Source organism: Luteimonas sp. S4-F44, from assembly GCF_022637415.1.
In the GTDB taxonomy this organism is placed as follows: Bacteria; Pseudomonadota; Gammaproteobacteria; order Xanthomonadales; family Xanthomonadaceae; genus Luteimonas.
This window is the reverse complement of the sequence record NZ_CP093340.1, coordinates 1,745,153-1,761,031: the sequence shown is the minus strand read 5'-3', so window position 1 is coordinate 1,761,031 and position 15,879 is coordinate 1,745,153. Positions and strand designations below refer to the sequence as shown.

The 15,879-nt window shown below is 70.9% G+C and carries 18 protein-coding genes; all 18 read left to right on the top strand.

The window, feature by feature from the left end:
• The first annotated feature begins 62 nt into the window (after positions 1 to 62).
• A complete protein-coding gene (gene fliD / locus MNO14_RS07960; RefSeq protein WP_241946146.1) occupies positions 63 to 1,460 on the top strand; it encodes a flagellar filament capping protein FliD in 1,398 nt (465 codons plus the stop codon).
• 16 nt (positions 1,461 to 1,476) lie between these two features.
• Positions 1,477 to 1,893, top strand: a complete 417-nt coding sequence (gene fliS, locus MNO14_RS07955; RefSeq protein WP_241946145.1) for a flagellar export chaperone FliS — start codon at positions 1,477 to 1,479, stop codon at positions 1,891 to 1,893.
• Positions 1,890 to 2,186: a hypothetical protein gene (locus MNO14_RS07950; RefSeq protein WP_241946144.1), complete on the top strand. Its 297-nt coding sequence runs from the start codon at positions 1,890 to 1,892 to the stop codon at positions 2,184 to 2,186. Before fliS ends, MNO14_RS07950 begins: the two co-directional genes overlap by 4 nt.
• Positions 2,183 to 2,752: a PilZ domain-containing protein gene (locus MNO14_RS07945; RefSeq protein ID WP_241946143.1), complete on the top strand. Its 570-nt coding sequence runs from the start codon at positions 2,183 to 2,185 to the stop codon at positions 2,750 to 2,752. The genes MNO14_RS07950 and MNO14_RS07945 overlap by 4 nt, the downstream gene beginning before the upstream one ends.
• A 73-nt stretch (positions 2,753 to 2,825) precedes the next feature.
• Positions 2,826 to 3,458, top strand: a complete 633-nt coding sequence (locus tag MNO14_RS07940) for a response regulator transcription factor (RefSeq protein ID WP_241946142.1) — start codon at positions 2,826 to 2,828, stop codon at positions 3,456 to 3,458.
• Between the two features lie 169 nt (positions 3,459 to 3,627).
• The gene (gene rpoN, locus MNO14_RS07935) at positions 3,628 to 5,037 is read left to right on the top strand and encodes an RNA polymerase factor sigma-54 (protein ID WP_241946141.1); all 1,410 of its coding nucleotides are present in this window, start codon (positions 3,628 to 3,630) and stop codon (positions 5,035 to 5,037) included.
• Between the two features lie 8 nt (positions 5,038 to 5,045).
• Positions 5,046 to 5,441 carry a response regulator transcription factor gene (locus MNO14_RS07930; protein WP_241946140.1) on the top strand — a complete coding sequence of 132 codons (396 nt, stop codon included), beginning with the start codon at positions 5,046 to 5,048 and terminating at the stop codon, positions 5,439 to 5,441.
• Positions 5,438 to 6,865: a sigma-54 dependent transcriptional regulator gene (locus MNO14_RS07925; RefSeq protein ID WP_241946139.1), complete on the top strand. Its 1,428-nt coding sequence runs from the start codon at positions 5,438 to 5,440 to the stop codon at positions 6,863 to 6,865. The genes MNO14_RS07930 and MNO14_RS07925 overlap by 4 nt, the downstream gene beginning before the upstream one ends.
• Positions 6,866 to 7,144: 279 nt before the next feature.
• Positions 7,145 to 7,540, top strand: coding sequence for a flagellar hook-basal body complex protein FliE (fliE, locus tag MNO14_RS07920; protein ID WP_241946138.1), 396 nt, complete (start codon positions 7,145 to 7,147; stop codon positions 7,538 to 7,540).
• A gap of 23 nt (positions 7,541 to 7,563) precedes the next feature.
• Positions 7,564 to 9,264: a flagellar basal-body MS-ring/collar protein FliF gene (gene fliF, locus MNO14_RS07915; RefSeq protein ID WP_241946137.1), complete on the top strand. Its 1,701-nt coding sequence runs from the start codon at positions 7,564 to 7,566 to the stop codon at positions 9,262 to 9,264.
• 10 nt (positions 9,265 to 9,274) lie between these two features.
• Positions 9,275 to 10,264 (top strand): flagellar motor switch protein FliG, encoded by a 990-nt coding sequence (gene fliG / locus MNO14_RS07910; RefSeq protein WP_241946299.1) that lies wholly within the window; start codon positions 9,275 to 9,277, stop codon positions 10,262 to 10,264.
• Entirely contained in the window at positions 10,261 to 10,881 is a 621-nt protein-coding gene (locus MNO14_RS07905; RefSeq protein WP_241946136.1) for a FliH/SctL family protein, read from the top strand. Before fliG ends, MNO14_RS07905 begins: the two co-directional genes overlap by 4 nt.
• Positions 10,878 to 12,269 carry a FliI/YscN family ATPase gene (locus MNO14_RS07900; RefSeq protein WP_241946135.1) on the top strand — a complete coding sequence of 464 codons (1,392 nt, stop codon included), beginning with the start codon at positions 10,878 to 10,880 and terminating at the stop codon, positions 12,267 to 12,269. Before MNO14_RS07905 ends, MNO14_RS07900 begins: the two co-directional genes overlap by 4 nt.
• Entirely contained in the window at positions 12,266 to 12,712 is a 447-nt protein-coding gene (fliJ, locus tag MNO14_RS07895) for a flagellar export protein FliJ (protein WP_241946134.1), read from the top strand. The genes MNO14_RS07900 and fliJ overlap by 4 nt, the downstream gene beginning before the upstream one ends.
• Positions 12,709 to 13,785, top strand: coding sequence for a flagellar hook-length control protein FliK (locus MNO14_RS07890; RefSeq protein ID WP_241946133.1), 1,077 nt, complete (start codon positions 12,709 to 12,711; stop codon positions 13,783 to 13,785). Before fliJ ends, MNO14_RS07890 begins: the two co-directional genes overlap by 4 nt.
• Before the next feature lie 201 nt (positions 13,786 to 13,986).
• Positions 13,987 to 14,475 (top strand): flagellar basal body-associated FliL family protein, encoded by a 489-nt coding sequence (locus tag MNO14_RS07885; RefSeq protein ID WP_241946132.1) that lies wholly within the window; start codon positions 13,987 to 13,989, stop codon positions 14,473 to 14,475.
• A gap of 10 nt (positions 14,476 to 14,485) precedes the next feature.
• Positions 14,486 to 15,499, top strand: coding sequence for a flagellar motor switch protein FliM (fliM, locus tag MNO14_RS07880; RefSeq protein WP_241946131.1), 1,014 nt, complete (start codon positions 14,486 to 14,488; stop codon positions 15,497 to 15,499).
• The gene (fliN, locus tag MNO14_RS07875) at positions 15,496 to 15,840 is read left to right on the top strand and encodes a flagellar motor switch protein FliN (protein WP_241946130.1); all 345 of its coding nucleotides are present in this window, start codon (positions 15,496 to 15,498) and stop codon (positions 15,838 to 15,840) included. The genes fliM and fliN overlap by 4 nt, the downstream gene beginning before the upstream one ends.
• Positions 15,841 to 15,879: the final 39 nt, after the last annotated feature.

Genomic DNA, 15,879 nt, shown 5'->3' with positions numbered 1-15,879 from the left:
CGATATCCAATCCAGAGCGCGCGCCCGTCAGGGCGGCGCCAGCGGACAACGGGAGACCGGACATGGCGGACTATTCCTTTGGTTACGGCGGCGTGGGCTCTGGGCTCGACATCAGCGGCATCGTCAACCAATTGGTCGCGGCCGACCGCGCGCCGCACGACAACCGCCTGAACAAACTCGAGACGAACGCCAAGTTCAAACTCTCCGGGCTGGGCACCGTGACCTCGGCCTTCGATGGGCTCAAGACCGCACTCGATGCGTTGCAAAAGCCCGAGGCGCTGGGTGCCCGGACAGTCAGCTCGCGCTCGACCACCGGCACCGCGCCGACCGGCACCATCACCGATACCGTGCTCGGCGCCACCGTCGGCGGCAATACACCGCTGGGACGCTATGAGGTCGTGGTCGAGCAACTGGCCACCGCGCACAAGCTGGTCGGCGACGGCCTCGACAAGACCACCAAGTTCGGGGCCGGCACCTTGCGGGTCGGGATCGGCGCCGATGTCGTCGAGGTGACCGTGGCCAAGGACGCCACCCTGACCGACATCCGCAATGCGATCACCGCCGCCGCCGGCAAGCACGGCGTGCAGGCCGCGCTGCTGACCTCCGACGAGGGCCAGCATCTGTCACTGGGCAGCGCCAAGACCGGTGCGGCGCATGCGATCACGCTGTCGGTGATCGAAGGCGACAGCGATCTGCATGGCCTGGTCGATGGCCTCACCGAACAGGTCCCGGCCGCCGATGCCAAGCTGTCCATCGACGGGCTGGTCACCACCAGCGCCAGCAACACCGTCACCGACGCAGTCCAGGGCCTGACCCTCAAGCTCAAGGACGCCGGCACGAGCATCGTCGAGGTCGCCGCCAACCCCGCCGGCAGCCGCGCGGCCGTCGAAGGCTTCGTCAAGGCCTACAACGCCGCTCTGAACGCGATCACCACCGCCACCAGCTACAACGCCGAGACCAAGACACCGTCGTCGCTGACCGGCGATGCGCAAATGCGCGGCGCCGGCTCGCAGTTGCGCGGGATGATGAGCGAGCTGCTTGGCGAACTCGCCGCGCAAGGGCTCGATGCCAAGACCCTGGGCCTGCAGACCCAAGGCCACCCCAATCCCAACGGCAACCTGGTGCTCGATGCCGCCAAGTTCGACGCCGCGATGGCCGAGAACCCGGCCAAGATCGCGGCGGCCTTCACCGGCGAGACCGGCATCGCCAGCCGACTCAACGTCGTGGTCAAGACTTATGTCGGCAAGGAAGGCTCATTCACCTCGCGCAAGGACAGCCTCGACGGCCAGGTCAAGGACGTCGCCAAGCAACGCGAGGCGCTGGAGACGCGGATGGAAGGTGTCGCCGAGCGCTACAAGGCGCAGTTCGTGGCGCTCGACAAGCTCATGGCGCAGATGAGCACCACCAACACCTATCTCGCCCAGCAGCTCACCGCGCTGTCGGCACAGACCTCACAGTGATGCTCGGAGACACCCGATGATGCCCCGCAACTACGCCCAGCAGTACCGTCAGACGCAGTTGGAGGGCGCCGTCATGGAGGCCGATCCGCACCGGCTGGTCGCCCTGTTGCTGGCTGGCGCGTGCGAGCGCATCCGCCTGGCCGAAGCCTGCCTGGAACGTGGCGATCAGGCGCGCAAGGGCAAGGCGATCGGTGAGGCCTGCGCGATCGTCGGCCATCTCGACGGTTCGCTCGACCACGAGGCCGGCGGCGAGATCGCCGCCAATCTGTCCTCGCTCTACGACTACATCGTGCGTCGGCTGACCGAAGCCAACCTGCAGAACGATCCTGCAGGCCTGCGCGAATCGCTGGCACTGCTGGCCGAGGTCGATGCCGCCTGGGCCGCCATCGGGCCCGGCAAGGCGGCGAGCACAGCGACCGGCGCATCGGCATGAGCGCGCTCGAGGCCCTGTATCGCGATCTTTCCGCGCTCGATGCGGCGATCGCGCACGATGACCTGGCGACCGCGGCAGACCTACTGGACACCTATGGTCAGCGCCTGCGGGACACGGTCACGTCCGCCGGGGCCGCGCTGCCGGCGCCGGCCCTGCGCGCCCTGCTCGACGCCCAGCTCGCGCTGACCGCAAGGCTGGGCGCACGCCGCGACACGGCCGCCGCGCAGTTGCGGCAGGCGCATCGTGCCAACGCCGCCTCGCGGGTCTACGCCGGACTGGAGCAGGCATCGTGAGTCCGCTCGCGTCGACCACGCCGGCCGAGGCCGAAGCGCGGCTGTTCGGCGACGCGCTGAGTTGCGAACTCGACCTGCCGCTGGCCATCGAGCCGGCCGACGGCGCCGGCCGACAGACCGAGGCCATCACCCTGCTGTCGGCGCTGGCCCACATCGAGGACCTGCGCAAGGACGACGGCGGCGAGGATCACGGCGACCTGCCGCTGCTGGCCCAGCGCATGGACGCCAAGCTCGACCTGATCCTCGCCCTGCTCGGCCGGCTGGCCCGGCGCGACGACGGCCTGGTCGATCGTCGGCTGCACTGGTCCTGCCATGGCCTGCGGGTCGACCTCGAACCGGGCCAGCATTTGCCGTCGGGCGCCGCCGCGATCGTGCGGCTGCAGCCGGCCGACTGGCTGCCCGACCACCTGGCCTTGCCGGCGACGGTGGTGGCCTGCGAACAGGGCCACGCTGGTACGCGAGTGTGGCTGGCCTTCGCCGGTCTGCGCGCCGACCTCGTTGAAGCGCTGGACCGCCATCTGTTCCGCCTGCACCGGCGCCAGGTCGCCGAACAGCGCCGGCGCTGACGCCCTCCACCCCGGCTGACGTATCCTGTCCACCGGGGTGGCCCCTCACGGCGGCCAGGAGGGGACTGGACTGGTGCGCGTACTGATCGTCGATGACCACACGCTGGTACGGGCCGGCCTGGACCGGCTGCTGCAGGGCTTCGACGAGGTCGATGTGTGCGCACAGGCCAGCAGTGCCGACGAAGCGCTGGCACTGAGCCTGGCCCATCGCCCCGACCTGGTGCTGATGGACCTCTCGCTGCCCGGCCGCAGCGGCATCGAGGCGATGGTCGCGATCCACGCGCAATTGCCCGCTACCCGCGTGCTGATCATGTCGATGCACGACGACGCCCAGCACGTGCGCAGCGCGATCGAACGCGGCGCGGCCGGCTTCATCGTCAAGGACGCCGCGCCGATGGAACTGGAGCTGGCACTGCGCACGGCGATAGCCGGCGATCTGTATCTCAGCCCGCGGCTGTCGTCGCGGCTGATGGCGCCGATGTTCGGCCGTCCGGTCCAGAGCGGCGTCGATGCGCTGTCCAGGCGTCAGCAACAGATCCTCGACCTGATCGGCCGCGGGCGCAGCAGCAAGGAGATCGCCGCCGAGCTGGCGATCAGCGTCAAGACCGTGGAGACCCACCGCGCGCGCATGATGGAGACGCTCGGCTGCCGACGCGCCAACGATCTGGTGCTGCTCGCCGCGCGACAGCGACCGGCCGGCGACTGAGGCGCGGCGGCGCCAGAATTCCGGCACCCGCGCCGACGCGCGCGTCAGGGAAACCCTGACAGCCGTCAGGCGATCCCCGGCCCGTGTGGGGAACTGCCCGATCGCATTCCCGTCACGCCGCCTTCACGATGCCTGCACGCGCTGTCCTCCAGCGCGACGGGATTCCGACATGAAGGCCTCCGCCTCGCTGCAGCTCGGTCAGCAGCTGCATCTGACACCGCAGTTGCTGCAGTCCATCCGTCTGCTGCAGCTCGACGGCCAGCAACTGGAACTGGAAGTGCGCCGCGTGCTCGCGCACAACCCGATGCTCGAGCTCGACGAGGCGCCCACCGCTGCGCCCGCGCCGACCGACGCCGACCCCCTGCCCGACGGCCGGGTCGAGGTCGCGGCGTTCGACGAACTGCCCGACAGCACGATGTGGGAGGTCCGCGGCGCCAGTTGGAGCGGCGAGGACGACGGCCTGCAGCGGATCGCGGCCGACGCCTCGAGCGACCCGCACTGGCGGATCCTACAGCGCCTGGCGCTGGAGCTGCCGGACGCGCAGCTGGCGATCGCCGCATTCTGGCTGACCCACTGCGATGAGGCCGGCTATCTGCTCGCAGCGCCCGACGCACTCGCCGAACGTGCGTCGGTGCAGCTGGGTTGCTCGCTGGCGCAGGCCGAGGCGGTGCGCCAGCGGTTGCTGGCCGGCGACCCGGCCGGCATTGCCGCCCGCGACGTGCGCGAGGGTCTGCTGGCGCAGCTCGACGCCCTGCCCGGCCGCGTGCCCGGCCGCCCGCTGGCCCGGCGTCTGGTCGAGGGCGCGCTCGACCTGCTGGCCGCGCACGATATCGACGCGATCGCGCGGCGTCTCGAACGCGTCCCCGAGGACGTCCACGAGGCGATCGCGCTGATACGCAAGCTCGATCCCCGTCCGGCGGAGGTCGGCGCCCCCATCGCCGATAACGCGGTGGTGCCCGATGTCGTGGTCTGGCATGCCGATGCCGGTTGGCGCGTCGCATTGAATCCGCTCACCACCCCGCGCGTGACGATCAACGCCGGCTTTGAACGCATGCTCGCCGACGGCGGCGAGGCCGCTGCGCCGATGCGCGAACTGCTGCAGGAAGCGCGCTGGTTCGCACGCGGCCTGTCGATGCGCTACGACACGCTGCTGCGCACCGCGCGCGTGCTGGTCGAACGCCAGGCTGCGTTCCTGACCCGGGGCGAGGAAGCCATCGCGCCGCTGACGCTCAAGGAGGTCGCCGAGGCGATCGGCATGCACGAATCGACGGTGTCGCGGATCACGACCGGCAAGTACCTGCAGACACCACGCGGCACGATCGAGATGAAGCGCTTCTTCGCAGTCCGCCTGGAAGGCGCGGAGGTCTCCGGCGCCGCCGTCCGGGCGATGGTGCGGCGGTTGATCGAGGCCGAGCCGCGCCACCGCCCGCTGGCCGACGACGCGATCGCTGCGCTGCTCGCACGACAAGGCGTGCACATCGCGCGCCGGACGGTTGCCAAGTACCGCGAACAGCTGGACATTCCGCCCGCGCGCCTGCGCCGTGCACCGGCGTCCGCGCCATTGGCCCGAACGGCCTGAGACTGCCCATGGACAAGATCAAAGTACTGCTGGTCGACGACCACGACGGCTTCATCAACGCCGCGCTTCGTCACCTGCGCCGGCTGGACTGGCTGGACGTGGTCGGCACCGCCGGCAACGGCCTGGAGGCGATCGCGCAATCCGAGGCGCTGCGCCCGGACGTGGTGCTGATGGACCTGGCGATGCCCGAGATGGGCGGCCTGCAGGCCGCACGGTTGATCAAAGCGCAGGACGACCCGCCCTACATCGTGATCGCCAGCCACTTCGATGACGCCGAGCACCGCGAACACGCCACGCGCGCCGGTGCCGACAATTTCGTCAGCAAGCTGTCCTACATCCAGGAAGTCATGCAGATCCTCGAAAGCCTGCGCCATCCGCAGGGCGAGCCGGGAGCACAGTCGTGAGCGAGCCGCGCCTCCTGGTCATCGATGCCGACGGCGACCGTGCCGAACGGCTGTGCACGCTGCTCGAGTTCATGGACCTGCGCCCACGCTGGGTCGCCGAGCCCGGCGAGATCTCCACCACGCGCCACCGGCCGAGCGACTGGGTCGCGGTGCTGGTCGGCGACATCGCCGCCGACGATGCCGCCGCGTCCGCGTTCTTCGGCTGGCTGGGCCAGGCCGGGATCGCGCCGCCGGTGCTGTTGATCGACGGCGAGGCGCCGACGTTCGCCGCCGCGCATGACCTGCACGAGGCCGGAGTGTGGACGCTCGAATCGCCGCTGCGCCACGCCCAGCTCGAGAACCTGCTGCGCATCGCCAGCCTCAGGCGCATCGATGCCGACCGGCAGGCTTCGACCGATCAGGGCTTCGGACCGACCGGCAGCAGCGAGCCGGTCCGTCGCCTGCGGCGGATGATCGACCAGGTGGCGCCGTTCGACACCACCGTGCTGGTGCTCGGCGAATCGGGCACCGGCAAGGAGGTCGCCGCGCGCGCCATCCACCAGCGCTCGGCCCGCCGCGATGGCCCGTTCGTGGCGATCAACTGCGGCGCGATCCCGGCCGAACTGCTCGAAAGTGAACTGTTCGGCCATGAGAAAGGCGCGTTTACCGGGGCGCTGTCGGCGCGCAAGGGCCGCTTCGAGATGGCCGAGGGCGGCACGCTGCTGCTCGACGAGATCGGCGACATGAGCCTGCCGATGCAGGTCAAGTTGCTGCGCGTGCTGCAGGAACGCTGCTTCGAGCGCGTCGGCGGCAACCAGTCGATCCGCTGCGACGTCCGCGTGATCGCGGCCACCCACCGCGACCTCGAGGCGCGCATCGGCGAGGGTCAGTTCCGCGAGGATCTGTTCTACCGGCTCAATGTCTTCCCGATCGAGATGCCGTCGCTGCGCGAGCGACGCGACGACCTGCCCGAGCTGATCGCGACGATCGCCGGTCAGCTGGCGCGCAACGGCCGCGGCGAGATCCGCTTCGCGGCCGACACGCTCGACGCCCTGGCCGGCTATGCGTGGCCGGGCAACGTGCGCGAGTTGAGCAACCTGGTCGAACGCCTGGCGGTCCTCAACCCGGGCGGCACGGTGCGCGTGCAGGACCTGCCGCAACGCTACCGCGAGCATCTGATCGAGACGCCGGCCGCGCCCGCCGCGCCGATGGCGGAGGCCCAAGCGCCCGTGGCGGGCGCGGACGCGGCCGAGCCTGCGCAGTTGCCCGAAGACGGGCTGGACCTGCGCGACCACATGGCGCGGATCGAGCTGGGTCTGATCCGCGAGGCGCTCGAGCGCAGCGACGGCGTCGTCGCGCACGCCGCGCAGTTGCTCGGACTGCGTCGTACCACTTTGGCCGAGAAGCTGCGCAAGTACGGCATCGAGCGCGAACTGGCCGCCTGAGCGGCGCGCAAGGCACGGTCACAGCGCGCCGACGAGGCGCAGCGCCGGTGTGGCAGCGTCGCTGCGCCCGTCGGCCGAGCGTGCCAGCGTCGTCGAACGCAAAGGACACCTGCGTTGTGTGCCCTGCGCTGCATCCTCGAGGCCTGAGCCGGACGCCTGCGCCCTGGTCGTGCGGGCGACACGCGCATCGGGCGCGGCGCCGGCTTTCAGGCGCCACCGCTGCCAAGCCTGCGGCACGCGACTTGCATCGTCCCGGCAGGCTTCCGACACCCCGCCCCCATGAGCCATTCGGTCAATTCGATCCTCTCGCAGATCCGCAGCTACCAGGGCCAAATGCCCGGCATGGCGCAGGCGCGCGAGACGATCGCCGCCGATGCCGCGCGCTCGGATGCGATCCCGGTCCAGGGCCTGGGCGGCGCGCAGGCGCCGGGCGGTGTTGCAGCCGCGGCGAGTCCGAGCTTCGGCGCGACGCTGCGCAACGCGATCGAAGGCGTGAACACGGCGCAGCAGCGCAGCGGCGCGCTGGTGCGCGCGTTCGAGCTCGGCGAACCCGGCGCGGACCTGGCCAAGGTGATGGTGGCCTCGCAGCAATCGCAGGTGGCCTTCCGCGCCACTGTGGAAGTGCGCAACCGACTGGTACAGGCGTACCAGGACGTCATGAACATGCCGCTGTGACGGCACCGGAGACCGACTGAGCCATGGCGATCCCGCTTCCCAAGGATGTCTTCAACGCCGACAAGGCCGGCGGCAAGGCGGTCGAGGTGCTCGACCGGCTGGAGAAGATGCAGCTCGCCCGTCGCCTGGGCAAGATGCTGCTGCTGGCCGCGGCCATCGCCGGCGGCCTGATCGTGTTCTTCTGGTCGCAGACGCCCGGCTACGTGCCGCTCTACGCCGGCCTCGACGCCAAGGCCACGGCCGAGGCCACCGACCTGCTGCGCACCGCGCAGATCCCGTTCCGCATCGACCAGGCGACCGGTGCGATCTCGGTGCCCGAGCAGAATGTGCACGACGCCCGCCTGAAACTCGCCGGCTCCGGGCTGACCGAGTCGGGTCGCCTGGGCTTCGAACTGATGGAGCGCGATCCGGGTTTCGGCGTCAGCCAGTTCGTCGAGACTGCGCGCTACCAGCATGCGCTGGAGACCGAACTGGTGCGCACGATCGCCGCGCTGCGCCCGGTGCGCGATGCCCGCGTGCACCTGGCGATCCCCAAGCCCAGCGCCTTCACCCGCCAGCGCGAGGCCGCCAGCGCCTCGGTGGTGCTCGAGCTGCGCGGCGGCGCCAGCCTTGAGCGCGGCCAGGTCGACGCGATCGTGCACCTGGTCGCCTCCAGCATCCCCGACCTCGCGCCCGAGCGAGTCACCATCGTCGACCAGAACGGTCGCCTGCTCAGCGACAGCCGCCAGGACCCGGACGCGGCGATGAGCGCGCAGCAGTTCGAGCAGGCGCGGCGCCAGGAGACTTCATTCAACCAACGCATCCGCGAACTGCTCGAGCCGATGACTGGCGTCGGCCGGGTCAATGCCGAGGTCACCGTGGACATGGATTTTTCGGTCAGCGAAGAGGCGCGCGAGCTCTACAACGCCGAGCCGCCAAAACTGCGCAGCGAACAGACCAGCGAGAACAGCGCGCCCGCGGGTCCGCAGGGCATTCCGGGTGCGACCAGCAACCTGCCCGACACCGCCGCCAACCCGGCGCCGGTCGATGCGGCGGTCGCCGCGGCCGCGGGTAGCGCGGGCGAATCATCGCGCAGCGCGACCCGCAACTACGAGCTCGACCGCACGCTCAGCCACACCCGCCAGCCGGGCGGCCGGATCCGCCGGGTCACTGCCGCGGTGCTGGTCGACCACGTGCCGCGCACCGGCGCCGACGGTGCGACCACGTTGCAGCCCTTGACTGCAGCCGAACTGCAGCGCATCGAAGCGCTGGTGCGCCAGGCGGTCGGCTTCGACGAGACCCGCGGCGATGTGGTGTCGGTGATGAACGCACCATTCGTGCGCGAGACACTCGACGACATGGGTGCCCTGCCGTGGTGGCAGCAGCCGATGCTGCGCGACATCGCGCGGATCGCACTTGGTGCGCTGGTGGTGCTGGCGCTGCTGTTCGGCGTGGTCCGTCCGGCGGTGCGTCAGATCACCGGGCCGTCGGCGAAGCCCCGGCGCGCCACCGACCCGGAGACCACCGAGGTCGTGCTGCTCGACGACGAGGCCTTGCCGGCACTCGCCGACGACATCGCGCAGATCGGCGCACTGGCCGGAACGGCACATGCCCAGGCGGCGATCGCGCTGCCGTCCGATGCCTACGAGGACCGCCTGCGACAGGCCCGCGAAGCGGTGAAGACGGATTCCAAGCGCGTGGCGCAGGTGGTGAAGGGATGGCTGGGCGATGAAGCGACCACCTGATCTGGGCGAAATGACCGGCGTGCAGCGCGCCGCGGTGCTGCTGCTCTCGCTCGGCGAGGCCGACGCGGCCGAAGTGCTCAAGCACATGGGCGCCAAGGAAGTGCAGAAGCTCGGCCTGGCGATGGCGACCATGGGGCCGGTCAGCCGCGAGCAGGTCACCGGTGTGATGGACGACTTCCACGGCGCGCTGGAACGGCAGACCTCGCTCGGCGTGGGCGCCGACGACTACATCCGCGCGGTGCTGGTGCAGGCGCTAGGCGCCGACAAGGCCGGCAGTCTGATCGACCGCATTCTGCTCGGGCGCAACACCACCGGCCTGGACACACTCAAATGGATGGACCCGCGCGCGATCGCCGATCTCGTGCGCCACGAGCACCCGCAGATCATCGCGATCGTGATGTCGCATCTCGACGCCGATCAGGCCGCCGATGCGCTCAAGCTGATGCCCGAGCGCACCCGCGCCGACGTGCTGCTGCGCATCGCCACGCTCGACGGCATCCCGCCCAATGCGCTCAACGAACTCAACGAGATCATGGAACGGCAGTTCGCCGGCAACCAGAACCTCAAGTCGTCGGCGGTCGGTGGGGTCAAGGTCGCGGCGAACATTCTCAACTTCATGGAATCGGGCCAGGACCAGGGCCTGCTGGGCGCGATCCGCAAGATCGACCCGCAGCTGTGCCAGCGCATCCAGGACCTGATGTTCGTATTCGACGATCTGATCGAGCTCGACGATCGCGAGCTGCAGATCGTGCTGCGCGAAGTCTCGGGCGATCGCCTGGGCATCGCGCTGCGCGGCGCCGATCCGCGGGTGCGCGAGAAGATCACCCGCAACATGTCGCAACGCGCGGCCGAAATCCTGATCGAGGACATAGAAGCCCGCGGGCCGGTCCGGCTGTCGGACGTGGAATCGGCGCAGAAGGAGATCCTGACCATCGTGCGCCGGCTCGCCGATGAGGGCGCGCTGACGCTGGGCGGCGGCAACGCCGAGGCGCTGGTATGAGCGGCGCGGTGCGCTGGCTGGCACCGGCGCTCGACGCGCGCGCCGCTCCTGCGCCGGCGGCGGTCGAAGTCCCGGCCGAACTGCCGCGCCCGCCCTCGCTCGAGGAGATCCAGCGCATCCGCGACGACGCCCAGCGCGAAGGCCGTGCCGAGGGCCTGGCCCAAGGCCGCGCCGAAGGCCTGGCGCAGGCGCAGGCGGAAATGCGCCGGCTGGCCGCGCAGATCGAGGGCATCCTCGACAACTTCTCGCGGCCGCTGGCGCGGCTGGAAAACGAAGTCGTCGCCGCGCTCGGCGAACTGGCCGTGCGCGTGGCCGGCGGTCTGGTCGGCCGGGCCTACGAGGCCGAGCCGACACTGCTGGCCGAACTCGTCGCCGAAGCCGTCGACGCAGTCGGCGGCGCGGCGCGCGAGGTCGAGGTGCGCCTGCATCCCGACGACATCGCCTCGCTGACACCGCTGCTGGCGTTGCCGGACGAAACCCGCCTGGTCGCCGATCCGGCGCTGGCGCGCGGCGACCTGCGCGTGCATGCGCCGAGCGTGCGCATCGACGGCAGCCTCGAGGCGCGGCTGCGCGGCGCACTGGACACCGTACTGCGTCGCGCCGGGACGCGCGGATGAGCGTCCCCCTGCCCCGCGCCGATCCTGCCGACTGGCTGGCCGCACGCAACCTGCGGTTGGCCGCGCGCCTGGACACCACCGGTCCCGATCCGGCGGCAGGCCGCGGGCTGATCCGCGAGGGCATCCTGCGTCGCGCGGTCGGACTGACACTCGAGGCGGTCGGCTGCGAGGCGCCGATGGGCGCGACCTGCCGCGTCGAGGTCGCCGATGGCGGCTGGGTCGAGGCCGAGGTCGTGGGCTTTGCCGGCGAGCGCACCTCGCTGATGCCCAGCGCCGAACTGCACGGCCTGCTGCCCAATGCCCGCGTCGTGCCGCTGCAGCGCCGCGGTGGCGTGGAGATCGGCGAAGGCCTGCTCGGGCGGGTGATCGACAGCGACGGCGTGCCGCTCGACGGCAAGGGCCCGATCCGCGCCGAAGGCACGGTCGGCATGGCCGGCGTATCGATCAACCCGCTGGCGCGCGAGCCGATCACCCAGCCCCTGGACGTGGGCGTGCGCGCGATCAACGCGCTGCTGCCGATCGGCCGCGGCCAGCGCGTGGGCCTGTTCGCCGGCTCGGGCGTCGGCAAGTCGACGCTGCTGGGCATGATGACCCGCTTCACCTCGGCCGATGTGATCGTGGTCGGCCTGATCGGCGAGCGCGGCCGCGAGGTGCGAGACTTCGTCGAGACCACGCTCGGCGAGGAGGGCCTGCGACGTGCGGTCGTGGTCGCCGCCCCGGCCGACCGACCGCCGCTGGCGCGCCTGCACGGCGCCTATCGCGCGACCGCGATCGCCGAGTGGTTCCGCGACCAGGGCCTCAACGTGCTGCTGCTGATGGACTCGCTGACCCGCTTTGCCCAGGCCCAGCGCGAGATCGGCCTGTCGGTCGGCGAGCCGCCGACCACGCGCGGCTATCCGCCGTCGGTGTTCGCCAAGCTACCGGCCCTGGTCGAGCGCGCCGGCAATGGCGCCAAGGGCCGCGGCTCGATCACCGCGTTCTACACCGTGCTGACCGAGGGCGATGATCCGCAGGACCCGATCGCCGATGCCGCGCGCGCGATCCTCGACGGCCACATCCTGCTCTCGCGCCGGATCGCCGATGCCGGCCTGTATCCGGCGATCGACGTCGAGTCATCGGTCAGCCGCGTGGTCACCGAGATTGCCGACGTCGACTGGCGCGACCGCATCCGCGCACTCAAGCGCCTGGTCAGTGCCTACAACGCCAACCGCGACCTCATCGCCATCGGCGCCTACCAGCGCGGCGGTGACCCGGCGGTCGACGAGGCGCTGGCGCGCTGGCCGCAGATCGTCGGCTTCCTGGGCCAGGACATCGCGCGCGCCGCCGATCTGCACCACAGCCGAGAGGCACTCGAACGCCTGCTGCAACCCGAGGAACCCGCCGCATGAAACAGTCCCGTCGCATCGATCCACTGCTCAGCCGCGCCCAGGACCAGGAAGACGCCGTGGCGCGCGTGCTCGCCCAGCGCCAGTCCTCGCTCGACGAGCACGAGGCCCGCCTGGCCGAGTTGCGCCGCTATGCCGACGAGTACGCGCACAGCCAGCTCGCCGCGACCAGCCCGGCCCAGCTCGCCAACCGCCGCGCGTTCCTCGAGCGTCTGCAAAGCGCCGTCGAGCAGCAGAGCCGCACGGTCGATCAGAGCCGGCAGACGGTCGAGCTCGAGCGTGGCCGGCTGCTGCTGGCCAGTCGCGACAAGCAGGTGCTCGAGCAACTGGCGGCCAGTTATCGCGCGCAGGAGCGCCAGGTCGACGAGCGCCGCTCGCAGCGCGAACTCGACGACCTGGGCGCGCGTCGCGCGCGCCTCGCCGCGGCCGAGGCACAGGACGCATGACCCCACTGGCGGCCACCGCGACCACCGGCATCGGCGCGACATCCGCGGCCGCACGCGGCCCCGGCGCGGCGACTGGCGCCGCCAGCGGCGAGGACGGGTTCGCCCGCGCGCTCGAGCGGCGGCAGGCGCAACGCAGCGCCGACGCTTCGGCGCAGCGCCGCGCCCCCCAGGCGCGGAGCGACGACCGTCCTTCTGAAGAGGTCGATGCCACGGCGTCGTCCGACACCGTACCCGCGCCCGAAGACCGCGATCCGGCCGCCGCAATCGGGACCGAACCGGTGCCCACCGATCCGATGCCGTGGCCGCCCGCGGGCCTGGCCGCGCTGCCGGGCCTGGCCGCGGTCCCGCTTGCCGAACCACCGGCCGAGACTGCGGCAGCGCCAGAGGCCTTGACGCCGCAGCCGGCATCGTCGAGCACCGCAGCGACGACGCTGGTCCCGCCGCCCACGTCCGCACGCGCGCTGTCACCCGATGCTGCGTCCGGCGACCAGGGCGCGCTCGCGGCCATCGCAGCCGCCGACCTCGCCGCGGCGACAGCGAGCGGCGAGCCTGCGGCCGACACCCGTGAGACGCCCACGCCGATCGCCTTCGCGCTGCCGGGCGCCCCGGCGCCGGTTATGCGCGCACCCCCGCCGCTGCTCGATGCCCCGTTGCCGACGCCCGATGTCCAGGGCGGTGATTTCGAGGCGCAACTGGGCGCCCAGCTCGAATGGATGGCCGGCCAGAAAATCGGCCATGCCCGCATCCGCGTCACGCCGCAGGATCTGGGCCCGATCGAGGTGCGTCTGCAACTCGACGGCGATCGCATCGCCGCCGACTTCATCAGTCCGCATGCGCAGACCCGCGATGCACTCGAACAAGGCCTGCCCCGGCTGCGCGACCTGCTCGGCGAACACGGCTTCCAGCTCGCACATGCCGGCGTCGGCCACGACGGCGGCTCGGACGCACGCGACGGAATGTCGTCGCCGGCCGGCTATCCGGCATCCGAGACCTCGCAAGGCGCCGGCGCCGACGCGCTGCCGGCGCCCACCCCGACGGCCCGGCGGATCGGCCTGCTCGACGCCTACGCCTGAGGCGAGGCGTCGATCCCGCAACGGCCTGACGTCGCGGCGCAGCGCGTCCGCGGCGCTGCGTCACGCGTAATGCGCACCGCGCGCTGCCATGGTGCGAACGTCCACGCTCATGCACACACACGCGCCGCGCGACGGCGCGCCGTCGCGAGAACGGCACGGCGATTGCATCGGAGGGCAGGCATTCTTTCTCGGACCCGCCCCGTGGCTGCCGCTGCCGATCTCCAACCCAAGTCTCCTCCCAAGAAGCGGCGCAAGCTGCTGTGGCCGATCCTCGGCGGCCTCGTGCTGCTTGCCTTGGCGGCGGCCGGCGGCGCCGCGGCGCTGCACCTGCGCAACCATCCCGGCGCACCGAAACCCACGCTGCCGGCGCAGGCCCAGTACCTGCCGATGGCGCCACCGTTCGTCGTCAACCTTGACGACGAGAACGAGGGGCCGCGCTACCTGCAGGTCGAGGTGCAACTGGTTACCCGCGATCCGCTCGATGTCGCCCAGCTCCAGCACCACGAGCCGGCGCTGCGCGCGCGACTGCTGATGCTGTTCTCACAGCAGACCGCCGGCACCGTGGCCACGCGCCAGGGCAAGGAGGCACTGCGCGCGCAGGCGCTCTCGGAGGTGCAGACGCTGATGACCGAGGAAACCGGCAAGCCGCGCGCCGAGGCGCTGCTGTTCACCAGTTTCGTGACCCAGTGAGGCGAGCGGCATGAATCCCAACGACCTGCTGTCGCAGGACGAGATCGACGCGCTGCTGCACGGCGTCGACTCGGGCGCGGTGGACACCGAGCCGCAGGCCGATCCGGGCGAGGCGCGGACCTACGACTTCGCCAGCCAGGACCGCATCATCCGCGGGCGCATGCCGACGCTGGAGATGGTCAACGAGCGCTTCGTGCGGCTGTGGCGGATCGGCCTGTTCAATCTGATCCGCCGCTCGGCCGACCTGTCGGTGCGCGGCATCGATCTGATCAAATTCGGCGACTACCTCCACCAGCTCTACGTGCCGACCAACCTCAACCTGATCAAGTTCAAGCCGCTGCGCGGCACTGGCCTGATCGTGTTCGAGCCCAAGCTGGTGTTCGCGGTCGTCGACAACTTCTTCGGCGGCGACGGCCGCTACCCGACCCGCATCGAAGGCCGGGAGTTCACCCCGACCGAGATGCGCGTGATCCAGCTGATGCTGCGCCAGACCTTCGCCGACATGGCCGAGGCCTGGGCGCCGGTGCTGGATGTGGAGTGCGAGTACATCAACTCCGAGATCAACCCGCACTTCGCCAACATCGTCACGCCGCGCGAGTACGTGGTGGTGAGCCGCTTCCACGTCGAACTGGAAGGCGGCGGCGGCGAAATCCACATCACGCTGCCCTACTCGATGCTCGAACCGATCCGCGAACTGCTCGATGCCGGCATCCAGAGCGACCGCGTCGACCGCGACGAAAGCTGGAACGTGTCGATGCGCGAGCAGCTGATGTCGGCCGAGGTCACGGTGTCGAGCATCCTGGCCAAACGCACCATCGACCTGCGCCGTCTGACCCGATTGAAGGTCGGCGACATTCTGCCGATCGAGCTGCCCGAGGAGGTGCCGATCTGCGTGGAGGACATCCCGGTCTTCACTGGCCGCTTCGGCACCGCCGGCGGCTGCAACGTGGTGAAGATCACCGACACACGCCCGCCCGGCACCCAGCCCCCCCGCCCCGCCCCCGTCCAGGACCTGCCCGCATGAATCCCCAGGACCCCGCCGCATCCACGGCCGAGCCCGCACGCTTCGACGACCTGCACGCCGAGCGCGCCGACGATGCCGCCGACCTCAATCTCGACGTCATCCTCGACGTGCCGGTCGCGCTGTCGCTGGAAGTCGGCCGCACGCGCATGCCGATCCGCAACCTGCTGCAACTCAACCGCGGCTCGGTGGTGGAGCTAGAGCGCGGCGCCGGCGAACCGCTCGATGTCTACGTCAACGGCACGTTGATCGCGCACGGCGAAGTCGTCGTCATCAACGACCGCTTTGGCGTGCGCCTGACCGACGTCGTCAGCCCCAGCGAACGGATCCGGAGACTGCGGTGATCGTCGCCGGCGCCTTCCCCGCCGCCGCGGCGACCGGCC

Bases quoted from the DNA above. Each gene is read 5' to 3' on its own strand.
- fliD (WP_241946146.1), top strand. From the start codon at position 63: ATGGCGGACTATTCCTTTGGTTACGGCGGCGTGGGCTCTGGGCTCGAC.
- fliS (WP_241946145.1), top strand. From the start codon at position 1,477: ATGATGCCCCGCAACTACGCCCAGCAGTACCGTCAGACGCAGTTGGAG.
- MNO14_RS07950 (WP_241946144.1), top strand. From the start codon at position 1,890: ATGAGCGCGCTCGAGGCCCTGTATCGCGATCTTTCCGCGCTCGATGCG.
- rpoN (WP_241946141.1), top strand. From the start codon at position 3,628: ATGAAGGCCTCCGCCTCGCTGCAGCTCGGTCAGCAGCTGCATCTGACA.
- MNO14_RS07930 (WP_241946140.1), top strand. From the start codon at position 5,046: ATGGACAAGATCAAAGTACTGCTGGTCGACGACCACGACGGCTTCATC.
- fliE (WP_241946138.1), top strand. From the start codon at position 7,145: ATGAGCCATTCGGTCAATTCGATCCTCTCGCAGATCCGCAGCTACCAG.
- fliF (WP_241946137.1), top strand. From the start codon at position 7,564: ATGGCGATCCCGCTTCCCAAGGATGTCTTCAACGCCGACAAGGCCGGC.
- fliG (WP_241946299.1), top strand. From the start codon at position 9,275: ATGACCGGCGTGCAGCGCGCCGCGGTGCTGCTGCTCTCGCTCGGCGAG.
- MNO14_RS07905 (WP_241946136.1), top strand. From the start codon at position 10,261: ATGAGCGGCGCGGTGCGCTGGCTGGCACCGGCGCTCGACGCGCGCGCC.
- MNO14_RS07900 (WP_241946135.1), top strand. From the start codon at position 10,878: ATGAGCGTCCCCCTGCCCCGCGCCGATCCTGCCGACTGGCTGGCCGCA.
- fliJ (WP_241946134.1), top strand. From the start codon at position 12,266: ATGAAACAGTCCCGTCGCATCGATCCACTGCTCAGCCGCGCCCAGGAC.
- MNO14_RS07890 (WP_241946133.1), top strand. From the start codon at position 12,709: ATGACCCCACTGGCGGCCACCGCGACCACCGGCATCGGCGCGACATCC.
- fliM (WP_241946131.1), top strand. From the start codon at position 14,486: ATGAATCCCAACGACCTGCTGTCGCAGGACGAGATCGACGCGCTGCTG.
- fliN (WP_241946130.1), top strand. From the start codon at position 15,496: ATGAATCCCCAGGACCCCGCCGCATCCACGGCCGAGCCCGCACGCTTC.